The sequence below is a fragment of the Microbacterium sp. cf332 genome (genome assembly GCF_900102175.1).
Taxonomy (GTDB): domain Bacteria; phylum Actinomycetota; class Actinomycetes; order Actinomycetales; family Microbacteriaceae; genus Microbacterium.
The window spans coordinates 157,569-171,943 of record NZ_FNKN01000001.1 but is presented as its reverse complement, the minus strand read 5'-3'; the positions used below and the strand labels follow the sequence as shown (position 1 = coordinate 171,943).

At 68.3% G+C, this 14,375-nt stretch carries 10 protein-coding genes; all 10 read right to left on the bottom strand.

The genetic code is table 11. The features are described 5' to 3' along the window. Window positions 1–40 precede the first annotated feature (40 nt). Window positions 41–1,954: a translational GTPase TypA gene (gene typA, locus BLT21_RS00735; protein ID WP_091497564.1), complete on the bottom strand. Its 1,914-nt coding sequence runs from the start codon at window positions 1,952–1,954 to the stop codon at window positions 41–43. 108 nt (window positions 1,955–2,062) lie between these two features. Then, complete coding sequence (locus BLT21_RS00730; RefSeq protein WP_091497561.1) at window positions 2,063–3,718, bottom strand: ABC transporter ATP-binding protein; 1,656 nt, start codon at window positions 3,716–3,718, stop codon at window positions 2,063–2,065. Beyond that, window positions 3,715–4,758, bottom strand: a complete 1,044-nt coding sequence (locus BLT21_RS00725) for an ABC transporter permease (RefSeq protein ID WP_091497556.1) — start codon at window positions 4,756–4,758, stop codon at window positions 3,715–3,717. The genes BLT21_RS00730 and BLT21_RS00725 overlap by 4 nt, the downstream gene beginning before the upstream one ends. Continuing rightward, window positions 4,755–6,275, bottom strand: coding sequence for an ABC transporter permease (locus BLT21_RS00720; protein WP_091497553.1), 1,521 nt, complete (start codon window positions 6,273–6,275; stop codon window positions 4,755–4,757). Before BLT21_RS00720 ends, BLT21_RS00725 begins: the two co-directional genes overlap by 4 nt. A 112-nt stretch (window positions 6,276–6,387) precedes the next feature. Then, the gene (locus tag BLT21_RS00715) at window positions 6,388–8,112 is read right to left on the bottom strand and encodes an ABC transporter substrate-binding protein (RefSeq protein WP_091497549.1); all 1,725 of its coding nucleotides are present in this window, start codon (window positions 8,110–8,112) and stop codon (window positions 6,388–6,390) included. Between the two features lie 262 nt (window positions 8,113–8,374). After that, a complete protein-coding gene (locus tag BLT21_RS00710; protein WP_091497546.1) occupies window positions 8,375–8,926 on the bottom strand; it encodes a PH domain-containing protein in 552 nt (183 codons plus the stop codon). Window positions 8,927–8,938: 12 nt separating this feature from the next. Next, the gene (locus BLT21_RS00705; RefSeq protein WP_091497543.1) at window positions 8,939–10,663 is read right to left on the bottom strand and encodes a dipeptide ABC transporter ATP-binding protein; all 1,725 of its coding nucleotides are present in this window, start codon (window positions 10,661–10,663) and stop codon (window positions 8,939–8,941) included. Then, window positions 10,660–11,610, bottom strand: a complete 951-nt coding sequence (locus BLT21_RS00700) for an ABC transporter permease (protein WP_091497539.1) — start codon at window positions 11,608–11,610, stop codon at window positions 10,660–10,662. Before BLT21_RS00700 ends, BLT21_RS00705 begins: the two co-directional genes overlap by 4 nt. After that, window positions 11,600–12,529, bottom strand: coding sequence for an ABC transporter permease (locus BLT21_RS00695; RefSeq protein ID WP_091497535.1), 930 nt, complete (start codon window positions 12,527–12,529; stop codon window positions 11,600–11,602). The genes BLT21_RS00700 and BLT21_RS00695 overlap by 11 nt, the downstream gene beginning before the upstream one ends. Before the next feature lie 116 nt (window positions 12,530–12,645). Continuing rightward, window positions 12,646–14,256, bottom strand: coding sequence for a peptide ABC transporter substrate-binding protein (locus BLT21_RS00690; protein WP_091497532.1), 1,611 nt, complete (start codon window positions 14,254–14,256; stop codon window positions 12,646–12,648). Between the last annotated feature and the right edge of the window lie 119 nt (window positions 14,257–14,375).

Sequence of the window (14,375 nt, the reverse complement as noted above, 5' to 3'; positions counted from 1 at the left end):
GCCCGCCGGTGCGGCGCGCGGGGTCTCGTGTGAACCGTGATCAGGCGTTGGCGTCCTGACGCTTCAGGCGCGCGGTCGCCCGGGCGCGATCGGTCGCCGCGAGCACGACCTTGCGGATGCGCACCTTCTCGGGCGTGACCTCGACGCATTCGTCGTCGCGCGCGAACTCGAGCGACTCCTCCAGGGTGAGCACCCGCGGGGGCGTCATCGACTCGAAGGAGTCGGAGGTCGACGAACGCATGTTCGTGAGCTTCTTCTCCTTGGTGATGTTGACGTCCATGTCGTCGGCGCGCGAGTTCTCGCCGATGACCATGCCCTCGTAGACCTCCTCGGTCGGCTGCACGAAGAAGCTCATGCGCTCCTGGAGGGCGATCATCGCGAACGGCGTCACGACGCCCGAGCGGTCGGCGACGATCGATCCGTTCTGGCGGGTCGTGATCGAGCCCGCCCAGTCGTCGTAGCCGTGCGAGATCGCATTGGCGATGCCGGTGCCGCGCGTGATCGTCAGGAACTCGCTGCGGAACCCGATGAGGCCACGCGAGGGGACGACGAACTCCATGCGCACCCATCCGGTGCCGTGGTTCGACATCCCGTCCATGCGACCCTTGCGCGCGGCCATGAGCTGCGTGATCGCGCCGAGGTGCTCCTCGGGGGCGTCGATGGTCAGGTGCTCGAACGGCTCCTTCAGCTTGCCGTCTTCACCGCGCTTGGTGACGACCTGCGGCTTGCCGACCGTGAGCTCGAAGCCTTCGCGGCGCATGTTCTCGACGAGGATCGCGAGCGCGAGCTCGCCGCGGCCCTGCACCTCCCAGGCGTCGGGACGCCCGATGTCGACGACCTTGAGCGAGACGTTGCCGATGAGCTCGCGGTCGAGCCGGTCCTTGACCATGCGCGCCGTCAGCTTGTGGCCCTTGACCTTGCCCATGAGCGGCGAGGTGTTGGTGCCGATCGTCATCGAGATGGCGGGGTCATCGACCGTGATCGCCTTGAGCGGCCGAACGTCGTCGGGGTCGGCGATGGTCTCGCCGATCGTGATGTCGGGGAAGCCCGCGATGGCGACGATGTCGCCGGGGCCGGCGTCGTCGGCGGGGAAGCGCTCGAGCGCACGCGTCTTCAGCAGCTCGGTGACGCGCGCGTTGCTCGTGGTGCCGTCGGCGCGCACCCAGGCCACGGTCTGACCCTTCTTGAGCGTGCCGTTGAAGACGCGCAGGAGTGCGAGGCGCCCGAGGAACGGGCTCGAGTCGAGGTTCGTCACCCAGGCCTGCAGCGGAGCCCCGTCGTCGTAGGCCGGAGCCGGGACGTGCTCGAGGATCGCCTCGAACAGCGGCTCGAGGTCGTCGTTGTCGGGCAGTTCGCCGTTGCCGGGGCGCGTGCGCGATGCGGCTCCGGCGCGACCCGAGGCGTAGACCACGGGCACGTCGAGCAGCGCGTCGACGTCGAGGTCGGGCACGTCGTCCGCCAGATCGCCGGCGAGGCCGAGGAGCAGGTCGTGCGCCTCTTCCTCCACCTCGGCGATGCGGGCGTCGGGACGGTCGGTCTTGTTCACCAGCAGGATGACGGGCAGCTTCGCCTCGAGCGCCTTGCGCAGCACGAAGCGGGTCTGCGGGAGCGGACCCTCGGACGCGTCGACCAGGAGCACGACGCCGTCGACCATCGACAGGCCGCGCTCGACCTCGCCGCCGAAGTCGGCGTGGCCCGGGGTGTCGATGACGTTGATGGTCACGGGCACCTCGGTGTGTGCGCCGTTGTAGGTGATCGCCGTGTTCTTGGCGAGGATCGTGATGCCCTTCTCGCGCTCGAGATCGTTCGAGTCCATGGCACGTTCCTCGACGTGCGCGTGTTCGCCGAACGAGCCGGTCTGGCGGAGCATGGCATCGACGAGCGTCGTCTTGCCGTGGTCGACGTGCGCGACGATCGCGACGTTGCGGAGGTCAGGACGAAGGGCATGCGCCATGAAGGGGGTCCTCAGGATGAAGGGGAAACGCCGGGATGCCGACAGGAGATTCTACCGCAGGCGCCCTGCGAGGGTGCGGGGCGCCTGCGGAGGGGCCGACGGCGGCCGTCAGGAAGCGTCGAGAGCGGCGCGACGCTCTTCGCGTCGCCGGCGCTGCTCGATGGGATCGGGCACGGGCGACGCCGCGAGAAGCTCGCGCGTGTAGGCCTCCGCGGGCTGCAGCAGCACGCGCGACGTCGGGCCCTGCTCGACCGTGCGCCCCGACTTGAGCACGAGGATCTGATCCGACAGCTGATCGACGACGGCCAGGTCGTGGCTGACGAGGATGCAGGCGAACGCGTACGTCTCCTGCAGCTCCTTGAGCATGTCGAGGACAGCAGCCTGCACCGAGACGTCGAGCGCCGACGTCGGCTCGTCGGCGACGAAGAGCTTCGGCCTGAGCGTGAGCGCCCGGGCGATCGAGACGCGCTGACGCTGACCGCCCGAGAGCTCGTGCGGGTAGCGCTCGAGCACGTCGCGCGGCAGCCGCACGGCGTCGAGCAGCTCGCGCGCCCGGTCGAGCCGCTCGGCCTTGGTGCCGACGCGGTGGATCGCCATCGGCTCGATGATGCAGTCGCCGATCGGGAACCGCGGGTCCAGCGAAGCCGCCGGGTCCTGGAACACCACGCCGATGTCGCGGCGCACGTTCTTGGCCTTGCGTCCGCGGAGCTTCGCGAGATCCTGCCCGCCGAGGCTGAGCGTGCCCTCTGCGACCGGCATCAGTCCGAGCACGGCGCGGGCGATCGTCGACTTGCCCGACCCGGACTCGCCCACGATGCCGAGCACCTCGCCCGCAGCGAGGTCGAACGAGACGTCCTCCACCGCACGGAAGGTCTTCCCGCGTCCCGCGTACTCGAGGACGAGCCCCGAGGCCTCGAGCACGACGTCGCGCGACGCGCTCGTCGAAGCCCGCGAGGTGAGCTCGGGGTCGAGGCGCGGAACCGCGGCGAGCAGCTTCTTCGTGTAGGGGTGCTGCGGCCGGGTGAGGACGTCCTCGACGCCGCCGACCTCGACCAGGTCGCCCCGGTACATCACGGCCACGCGGTCGGCGATGTCGGCGACGACGCCCATGTTGTGGGTGATGAGCAGGATGCCGGCAGCCGTCTCGTCCTTGAGCCGCCGCAGCAGGTCGAGGATCTCGGCCTGCACGGTGACGTCGAGGGCCGTCGTCGGCTCGTCGGCGATGATCACCTTCGGATCGAGCGCGATCGCCATCGCGATGACGATGCGCTGGCGCTGGCCGCCCGAGAACTGGTGCGGGAACTGCTTGATGCGCCGCTCGGGCTCGGGGATGCCGACGATGCGCAGCAGCTCGATCGAGCGGTCGCGCGCATCCTCGCCGTAGGCGACATCGTGCAGCTCGAAGATCTCCGTCAGCTGGCGCTCGATCGTGAGCACCGGGTTGAGCGCCGTCATGGGCTCCTGGAAGATCATCGCGATCTCACTGGCGCGCAGCTTGCGCATCTGCTCGTTCGGCAGCCCGATCACCTCGGTCTCGCCGACCTCGACCGATCCGCGGATGATCGCGTTCTCGGCGAGGAGGCCCATCGCGGCGAGCGAGGTGACCGACTTGCCCGATCCCGACTCGCCGACGACCGCGACGACCTCGCCGGGGGCGACCTCGAGCGAGATGCCCTTGACGGCGTTGACGTCGCCCGAACCGGTCAGGAACGTGACGGCGAGGTCGGTGAACTTCAGTGCGGTTCGCGTGGCGGTGGCGCTCATGCGCGGTTCCTCCTCTTGATCTCGCGGCGGACGCTGCGCGACTGCCGCGGGTCGTACGCATCGCGGATGCCGTCGCCCAGGAAGTTGATCGACAGGGCGATCGCCAGGATCATCATTCCCGGCCACCAGAACAGCCACGGCCGGCTGGTGAAGCTGCCCTGGTACTGGCTGATCAACAGGCCCAGCGAGGTCTCGGGCGGCTGCACGCCGAATCCCAGGAACGAGAGCGAGCTCTCGAGGAGGATCGCGCCCGCGATCGCGAAGGTCGCATTGACGGCAATGACGCCGACGGTGTTCGGGAGTAGATGACGGAAGATGATGCGCGCTCCCCCGGCTCCGGACGCACGGGCCGCGAGGACGAAGTCGCGCTCGCGGAGCGACAGCACCTCCCCGCGCACCAGGCGCGCGAGGCCGGTCCACGTCAGCAGCGAGAGCATGAACGCCAGCAGGATCGGGTTCTCGCCGATGTTGCCCGCGATCTGGCCGACGACGGCCGCGAGGGCCAGAAGCGGGATCACGATGAACAGGTCGGTGATGCGCATGAGGACGGAGTCGACCCAGCCGCGGTAGTACCCCGCGACGGCACCGATGATGCTGCCGATCACCGTCGACGAGATGCCGAGCACGAGACCGAGCAGGATCGACCGCTGCGTCCCCATCATCGTCAGCGCGAAGTAGTCCTTGCCGGTGTTCTCCTGGCCGAACGGGTGCTCGCCGATGCGGATGCCGTCGCCCCCGAGCCACTCGGGGATGAGGCTCAGCGTCGGTACGCCGCCGTTGACGACATCACCCGCGGCCCGGTAGTCCTGCGGCCACCATCCCGGGATGCCGAAGAACCCGACCGAGGTGAAGCTGAGCAGCGTGAGGAGGATGAGCACGACCGCCGAGATGGTCGCCGCACGGTGCCGGAGGAAACGACCCCAGACGATCCGGGCCTGCGAGCGGGGCGCAGCGGTGCTCTTCGCGAGTGCGGCGTCCTCGGCCTCGGCGACCGAGAGCACCGACGTCGTGGTCGGGACGTTGTCGTTCGGGTTCGTCATACTCGGATCCTCGGGTCGATGACGGCATAGAAGATGTCCGCCAGCATGTTGAAGACGATCGCGGCCAGGCCGGTCACGAGGAAGAAGGCCATGACCGGGTTCGGGTCCACCTCTGCGAGGCCCGTCGCGAACAGCTCACCCATGCCCTTCCAGCCGAAGACGCGCTCGGTGATGACCGCGCCGCCGATGAGGCCGGCGAAGTCGAACGCGGCGATCGTGGCGATCGGGATGAGGGCGTTGCGGAACGCGTGGCGGAAGATCACCAGTCGCTCGGGCACGCCCTTCGCGCGCGCCGTGCGGATGAAGTCCTGATTTCCGACCTCCAGCATCGACGTGCGCGTATAGCGGCTGTACGAGGCGAGCGAGATGACCGTCAGCAGCAGCGTCGGCAGCAGCATCTGCGTGCCGATGTCGAGGAAGGTCTGCCAGAAGGTGCCGTCGAAGTTCGGCGTCTGCGCGCCGATCGTCGAGATGGGCCGCGGCTTGCGCTGCAGGAACGACGGCCAGACACGGAACAGCGAGTCGACGACCGTGAGCAGAGCACCGCCGAAGATCGTGACGAACGCGGCGACGGTGGCCGGGCCGCGGAACCTGCCGCCGAAGAAGCGCCCGATCAGGAACGGCACCACGATGGCGAGCAGAGCACCGCCGATGAGCACGCCCCAGTTCATGTAGTAGATGAACACGTTGGTGAGGGCGAGGTGCATGACGATCACGACGCCGGCGCTGGACAGTGCCACGACGAGGACCCGGCGATTGTGCAGGCCGACGGTGGCGACGGTCGCGCTGAGCGCGAGAAGGATCGTCAGCACCGCGACGCCGATGATCGTGAGGCGCGGCTCGCGGAACGCGTTGGTCGCCAGCATGAGCGACAGCGCCGCGCCGACGAAGACCGCGGCGGCGGCGAAGGTGATCGCACGCCGCTTGACCGAGCCGCCGCCGAAGACCTGCACGATGAAGCCGATGACGAGGGCGATCACGATGATCTGCACGGGTGTCAGCTGCGGGTCGCGGATCCAGTCGTTGTATCCGATCGCGAGGTACTCCTTGAAGAGCACCGCAGCCCAGAACACCGGCAGGGAGAAGAACAGGAAGGTCGCGAAGGTGACGGCGTAGTCGAGGCCGGAGTACTGGCGGATCGCCGTGACGATGCCGATCGCGATACCGATGATGAGCGCCAGGATCGTGGCGAGCAGGACGAGCCTCAGCGTCGAGGCGGCCGCCTGTCCCACGAGCGTCGAGACCTCGACGCCCTGCCGGGTGAGGCCGAGGTCGCACTGGCCGATGAGGCACTTGCTCGCGCCCGTCAGCCAGGTCAGGTACCGCAGGTACCACGGCTGGTCCAGGTTCATGTATTCGGTACGCCGGGCGATCAACTGCTCGCGGTTGTCCGCGTTGCTCTCGCGCAGATCGGCGAGCGGGTCGCCGGAGTTGATCGTGAGGACGTACATCAGCAGGGATGCGGCGAGCAGGATGCCCACCGCGGCCGCCAGACGGCGGATGATGAATTTCAGCACGGAAGTCGAAGTCCCTTGGTCGTACGCGGGGCACACGTGTGCCCCTCACGGGAGTGTGGGCCGTCACCGCAGCGACGGCCCACACCCTGGTCGTGTCAGAGACAGAATACGTTTATTCTGCGCGCGACCACTTCTCGGCGTTCCACATGATGCCGCTCTGGCCCACGGAGTGCTGAGCGTTCTGGATGTCGGCCGCCGCGGCGTCGACACCCGGGTGAGCGAACACCGGGATGCCGAACAGGTCGTCCCAGAGCTGCTTCTCGATGATCTTCGTCTGCTCGAGGTGCACCGACTCGTCGAGGCTGGTCACGAGCGTCTGCCAGGCCTGGTCGACGACCGGGCTCGAGTAGCCGCCGTAGTTCTGCGGCTTGTCGGTGGCGTAGATGTTCTGGCCCGAGGTGATCTGACCCGAACCGGCCCAGGCGAACAGCGCCACGTCGTAGTCGCCGCGCTCCTGCGTGCCGCCGGGCTGGAAGAAGTCGGCGTTGCCGACGTCCTGGATGTCGAAGCCGACCTGGTCGCACGACGACTTGATGAGGGCGACCTCGTCGGCACGGCGGGGGTTGGGCGCCGAGTAGCCGATGCGGACGACGGTGCCGGCTGCGCCGGCGGCGTCGACGAGAGCCTTGGCCTCATCGAGGTTCGGCTCGTCGTAGCGGCCGTCGTAGGCAGCCGAGACGACCTCGTCGTAGTTCTCCTGGAAGGGGAACACCTCGCGGGCGTTCATGACGACCGCGTCCGAGCTGACGGGCTTGATGAGGTTGTCGACGATCTGCTGACGCGGCACGCACATGGCGAACGCCTGGCGCAGCTCGAGGCTGCCGGCGAGCGACGCGTTGCCCTTGAAGTTGAAGTCGAGGTGCTCCCACGTGAGGGTCTGGCCGGTCAGCAGCTGAGCGGCGTCACCGAGCTCCTCGATCTGCGAGACGGTGTCGACCGAGGGCTGCGGCGCGATGACGTCGAGGTCACCGTTCTGCAGAGCCTGGACCATCGCGTCCTGCGCGACGAAGCGGATGACGAGCTCGTCGTTCGCAGCGGGCTCGCCGTAGTAGTTCTCGTTGCGCTTCAGGGTCACCGACTGGCCGGCCTCCCACGACGAGAGGACGTACGGGCCCGAGCTGGGGATGAGCGCCTCGTCCGGCAGCGTGCCGGGGTCGGTGTTCCAGCCGGTGTTCCAGAACTCGGCGGCGTCGGCGAGAGCGGCGGAGTCGCCACCGCGGATCGCCTCGACGAGCTCGTCGAGCGACAGGCCGCCCTGCTCGGCGACGACGTGTGCGGGGCTGAGCATCCACGTCTGGATCTGCCAGTCGGGGTCGGGCGCGGCGAACTCGACGGTGAACGACTTCGCGTCGGCGTCGCCCTGCGGGCCCTCGGGGACGGTGTCGCCCAGGTCCTGCGAGACGGAGTTGAACAGCGGGCCTTCGCCGCTGGTCAGGTTGGCGTTCTGCACGCCCCAGGCGAGGACGGCGTCCGCGACCGTGATCGGCGTGCCGTCGGACCACTCGGCGTCATCGGCGATGGTGTACTCCACGACCATGGGGTCTTCGGAGATCAGCTCGTACGAGCCCAGGTCGGCGTTCGGCTGGATGGCCCCGACCTCGTCGAAGTAGCTGAAGCCCGCGAGGAGCCGGTCCACGATCGCCGAGTTGTACGTCGAGTACGTCTCGGGGGTGAATCCGTTGTAGCTGATGAAGTCGTTCGGACCGACCGAGACCGAGATCGACTGGCTCGTCGAGGTCTCTTCCTGGTCGCCGCCGTCCGCCGGCGCGCAGCCGGCGACGACGAGCGCGAGGGCTGCGGCGCTCGCGGCCGCCATGGAGATACGCGTCAAACGCATTCCCACTCCTGTTCTCTTGATGATCCGGGTGACGGAAGACCTTTCCGTTCCCCGCCCGCCGACCAGGTCGCCGAGCTCAGATGAGAACTACCCTTGCGTGCGTTCGTTTCGAGCGTGTTGCGCGAAACGAGTTCGTTAGCAAAATGTGTCCTACGCAGTGGGGCGCGGGACGACGGGTTGCTCACCCCTGACGGTGTCGGGTGAGCACATCGGCACCCGGCCGCGCGCTTATCGATCGCCGGGTGCGCCGATCCCCTCGTCGTCAGAGACCGACGACGAGCGCGATCAGCGCGCTGGCGACGACGACCGCGAGCGGCACGAGGACCGCGCGGTTGGCCGCCGTCGTGACCGCAGTGTCGACGGCATCGCCGGAGTGCTCGTGCCACGCCTCGCGGATCTCGTCTACCTGACGCAGACCGGAAGGGGTCCGGGCCTCGTCGCTCTCGCTCGCGCGGGCCGCGCGTCCGAGCCGCGCGGGGCGGCCCGGAGACGGTCCGCCGAAGGCCGAGATCACCCGCCCCTCGACGGTCACGACGGCGAGCTGCCAGCGCAGCTGGATGTCGGCCACCGCCGACCACGGCACCCGGGTGACCCGCAACGGGTTCACGACGACGATCGCGTGCTCGTCGATCCGCACCACAGACGCATAGAGCAACGTGTAGATCGACCAGAGAGCGAACAGCACCCACGGCGCCACGAGGAGCCCCTGCACGAGACCGCCCCGCACGAACACGTCACCGAGCAGGAAGAGGCCGAGCAGACCGGCGCCGACGACCGCCACGGTCGCCGACGCCGGTCGGTAGGTCTTCGTCATGCCGTCGCCGCGTCAGGCGCCGAACTGGAAGCCCGCGCCCGGGATGGCCGCGAGGAGCTCCCGGGTGTAGTCCTCGGTGGAATGATCGAAGACCTCGTCCGTGCTCGCCGACTCGACGAGGCGACCGCGTCGCATCACCGACACGTTGTCGGCGACGAGTCGCACGACCGCGAGGTCATGGGTGATGAAGAGGTAGGTCAGATCCAGCTCCGTCTGCAGCTCGGTGAGCAGGTTCAGGATCTGGCCCTGCACGAGCACGTCGAGGGCCGACACCGCCTCGTCGAGCACGAGCACGTCGGGCTTGAGCGCGAGAGCGCGCGCGATCGCGACGCGCTGTCGCTGCCCGCCCGAGAGCTCACTCGGGTAGCGGTCCTTGGCCGCTGCCGGAAGTGATACCTGGTCGAGCAGCTCGCGGACGCGCGCCGAGCGATCCCTCTGACTGCCGAACTTGTGCACACGCATGGGCTCGGCAATCGTGTCGCCGACGCTGTACTGCGGGTCGAGGGTGCCGTACGGATCCTGGAAGACGGGCTGCACCCGTCGACGGAACGCCAGCTCGTCGGCGCGCGAGAGTCCGCCGAGCTTCTTGCCGTCGAAGCGGATCTCGCCCGAGGTCAGCTGCTCGAGCTGCAGGAAGAGCTTCGCGAGCGTCGACTTGCCCGACCCGGACTCCCCCACGATCGCGGTCGTCGTGCCCTTGGCCACCTGGATGCTGACGTCGTCGACCGCGACGATCTCCTTCGAGGAGAGCCCGCCGGTGCGCACCTTGTAGACGCGACGCGCGTTGCGGATGTCGATGAAGTCCGCCGCCGCGGCGACCGATTCCGCCTCGGCCTCGCGCTCCTCCGCCCGGGCGAGGAACTCCTCGCCGGCACCGAACACGTCGACGTCCTCGTTGTGGCGCACGGCCTGGATGCGGCGCGATGCCAGGCTCGGCGCGGCCGAGACGAGACGCTTGGTGTACGGGTGCTTCGGGTCGGCCAGGATCTCCTGCGAGGGCCCGGACTCGACGACACGGCCGCGGTACATCACCACCAGGTGCTCGGCGCGCTCGGCGGCGAGACCCAGGTCGTGCGTGATGAAGAGCACCGACGTGCCGAAGTCGGTCGTCAGGGTGCCGAGGTGATCGAGGATCTGGCGCTGCACCGTCACGTCGAGGGCCGAGGTGGGCTCGTCCGCGATGAGCAGCTTGGGGCGGGCCGACAGGCCGATGCCGATGAGAGCGCGCTGGCGCATGCCGCCCGAGAATTGGTGCGGGTACTGCCGCATCCGATCCTCGGCGTCGGGCAGACCCGCTTCGGTGAGCACCTCGACGGCGCGGTCGCGCACCCCTGCGCGACCGGTCGCGCTGCGGTTCGATCGGACGGCCTCGCGCACCTGGAACCCGACGGTCAGCACCGGGTTGAGATTCGACATCGGGTCCTGCGGCACATAGCCGATCTGCGAGCCGCGCACGGACTGCAGCTCGCGGTTCGACAGCGCGGCGAGGTCGCGGCCCTCGAAGAGGATCTGCCCCTCGGTGATACGCCCGGTGCCCGGGAGGAGCCGGATGATCGCCTGCGCAGTGGTGGACTTGCCCGACCCGGACTCGCCCACGATCGCCACGGACTGGCGCGGGTAGATCGTCAGGTCCACGCCGCGGACGGCGGGCACGAGGCCGGCCTTCGTCTGGAAGCCGACGTGCAGGTTGCGGATGTCGAGAAGGGGCGTGGTCTCGGAGGACGTGGTGTCGCTCATCGGCGCGCACGCTCCTTCGGGTCGAGGGCGTCGCGCACGACGTCGCCCAGCATGAGGAAGGACAGGACGGTCACCGACAGTGCGGCGGCGGGGTAGATCAGCACCATCGGGCTCGTCGTCAGCGACTGACGTGCGGAGTTGATGTCGTTGCCCCAGCTCATCACGGTGCCGGGCAGGCCGATGCCGAGGAACGACAGAGTCGCCTCCGCGACGATGAACGTGCCGAGCGACACGGTGGCCACCGCGATGACGGGCGCGACAGCGTTCGGCAGCACGTGGCGGAGCAGGACGCGCCACCGCGACACACCGAGGGCGATCGACGCCACGACGTAGTCGGCCTGCTTCGCCGTGAGCACGGCGCCGCGCATGATGCGGGTGATCTGCGGCCAGGCGAACACCGCGATGACGAGCGCGACGACGAGCGGCGTGCGCTCGGGGACGACCGACATGAAGACGATGGCGCCGAGCACGGTCGGGATCGCGAAGAAGATGTCCGCCACGCGCGAGAGGATCGCGTCGAGGAGGCCGCCGTAGTACCCGGCCAGGGCGCCGACGACCGAACCGAAGATCGTGACCATGAGGGTCGCGATGACACCGACCATGACGGACGACTGGGTGCCGTAGATCACTCGCGCGTACACGTCGCATCCCTGTCGGGTGAATCCGAACGGGTGACCCGCAGCCGGCCCGCCGTTGCTGTTGGCCAGCAGACAGTTCGCCGTCGGCGACACCGGCGAGAAGAGCCCGGGGAACATGGCGACCAGGAGGATCAGCACGATCAGGCTCGCAGCCACCCAGAACATCGGTCGGCGACGCATCGACTGCCAGGCGTCCCCCCAGACGGTGCGCGGCTTGTCGTCGGTGGAGACAGCGTCGATCGCCTGGAGCGGCGTCTCCTCTTCGGGTGCGACGAAGTGGTCCTGATTCCGGCGGAGATTACTTGGCATAGCGGATCCTCGGGTCGAGCCAGGCGTACAGGAGGTCGACGAGCAGGTTCGCCAGCATGATGATGATGACCATGATGGCGACGAAGGACACGACCGTGGGCCCCTCACCGATCGTGATGGCGCGATAGATCGTGCCGCCGACGCCGTTGATGTTGAAGATGCTCTCGGTGACGATGGCGCCCACCATGAGCGAGCCGAGGTCGACGCCGAGGTAGGTGACCACCGGCACGAGCGAGTTGCGCAGCACGTGGACGGTCACGACGCGCGGTCGGCTGAGGCCCTTCGCGGTCGCCGTGCGGACGAAGTCGGCCGAGAGGTTCTCGGCGACGGACGAACGCGTGAGTCGGACGATGTACGCGAATGACACCGTGGCGAGCACGATGGCCGGCAGCAGCAGCTCGTTCCAGGGAGCGCCGGCGCTGACCGTCGTCCGGAACCATCCGAGCTGGATGCCGAGCACGTACTGCAATACGAATCCGATGACGAACGTCGGCACGGAGATGAGCAGGAGGCTCACGACGAGCGCGGTCGCATCGAACAGCTTGCCCTTGCGCAGGCCCGCGATGAGGCCGACGACGATGCCGAACACAGCCTCGATGGCGAGTGCCAGGACTGCCAGACGCAGCGTGATCGGGAAGGCCTGGGCCATGACGTCGATGACGGGTCGGCCCGAGAAGGTCGTGCCCCAGTCACCCTGCAGCAGCGCCCCGATGTAGAGGAAGTACTGGACGATGAACGGCTTGTCGAGGTTGTACTGGGCCCGCACCGCCTCGATGGCGGCGGGCGAGGGCTGCCGGTCGCCGTACAGAGCGGCGATCGGGTCTCCCGGCAGCAGGAAGACGAGGGCGTAGATGAGAAGGGTCGCCCCGAAGAAGACGGGGATCAGCTGCAGCAGCCGTCGACCGATGAACCAGAGCATCGACGAATAGTTCCTAAGAGGGTTCGGGTTATGGGGGTTCGAGGTCTCCGGTCAGCACGGTGTCCGGGACGCAACGCGCCCCGGACACCGTAACCGATGATCGCCGGAAGCCGAACTCAGCCCTTGGTGACCTGGTTGTAGAGCGGAACCGAGTCCCAGCCGAACACGACGTTGTCGACGCCCTCGCCCCAGACGCCGACGGCGTTCTGGTACCACAGCGGGATGCTGGGGAGGTCGCGCATCAGGATCTCCTGCGCCTGCTCGTACAGACCCGCGGCGTCCTCGATCGAGGGAGCCGAGGCGGCCTGGGCGAGCAGATCGTCGAACTCGGGGTTCGTGTAGCCCTCGTAGTTCGAGCTGCCGCCCGTGCTGTACTGCGCCGACAGGAAGTTACCCTGCGACGGGTAGTCGGCCTGCCATCCGGCGCGGGTCGCGCCGGTCAGCGTGCCGGTGGTGCGCAGGTCGAGCGCCGCGGCGAAGGTCGGGAACGGCAGACCGCTCGCCTCGATGCCCAGCGTGTTCGAGATGCTGTTGGCGACAGCGTCGACCCAGGCCTGGTGGCCGCCGTCGGAGTTGTACGCCAGCGTGAACGGACCGGTGTACGGCTTGATCGCCTCGGCCTCGGCCCACTTGGCCTGCGCCTCTTCGGGGTTGTACTCGAGGACCTCGGAGCCCGGCAGGTCGTCGCTCCAGCCCTCGACGACGGGCGACGTGAAGTCGGTCGCCGGCGTGCGGGTGCCCTGGAAGATCGTGTCGGTGATCTCCTCGCGGTTGATCGCCATCGAGATCGCGGCGCGGCGCAGCTGACCCTCTTCGTCGTTGCCGAAGTCCGGCAGGTAGAAGGGGATGTTGAAGCCCTGGTAGATCGCGGCGGCCTGGTTCACCGAGCGCTCGGGGAAGTCGGTCTCGTACGTCGCGAACGCGGTGTCGGGCACCGTGTCGAGCACGTCGAGGTTGCCGCCCTGAGCGTCGGCGTACGCCGACTCGAGCGAGGTGTAGAAGACGATGTTGAGGCCGTCGTTCGCGACCTCGCGGACACCGTTGTAGTCGGGGTTCGGGACGAGGTCGATGCCCTCGTTGTGGCGCCAGGCGCCCTCGCCGTCGAGCATGTACGGGCCGTTGCCGATCGGGTTCTCACCGAACGCCTCGATGTCCTCGAAGGCGACCGACGGGAGCGGCATGTAGGCGGTGTAGCCGAGACGCAGCGGGAAGTCGGCGTCGGGAGACTTGAGCGTGACCGTGAAGGTCATGTCGTCGACGACCGCCAGGCCGGTGGGCGCCGTGCTGCCGTCGTCGGATGCGCCCTCGATGGTGTAGTACCAGTACGCGCCGTCGACGTCCTGAGCCGCAGCGGTCCAGGTGTCGACGAAGGTCTGCGCGGTGATCTCCTCACCGTTGGTGAACTTCCAGCCGTCCGCGACGGTGATCGTCCAGACGACGTTGTCGTCGCTCTCGATCGACGAGGCGACCTCGTTCTCGATGGTGCCGTCGGCCTTGTAGCTGACCAGACCGGCGTAGATCGAGGTCATGATGCGGCCGCCGCCGGTCTCGGTCGTCCCGAAGGTGATCAGCGGGTTCTGCGGCTCGGTGCCGTTCGTGGTGATGATCGCGGAGGCGGTGGAGCCTCCGCCCGTGTTGCTGTCGCCGCCGGCCGAACAACCGGTCAGCGTGAGCGTGACGGCGGACACCAGCGCGATCGCGCCGACTCCCCAACGTCGTCTCGACATGTTTCCTCCTGGGTGACGGGTACGCGCTCGGGAACCACGGCGGCGAAGACACGCCGACGTCCGGAGCACGGGATATACAGCGACGATAAGCGCGCTCGCCCCCTGTGACCGCATCCAGG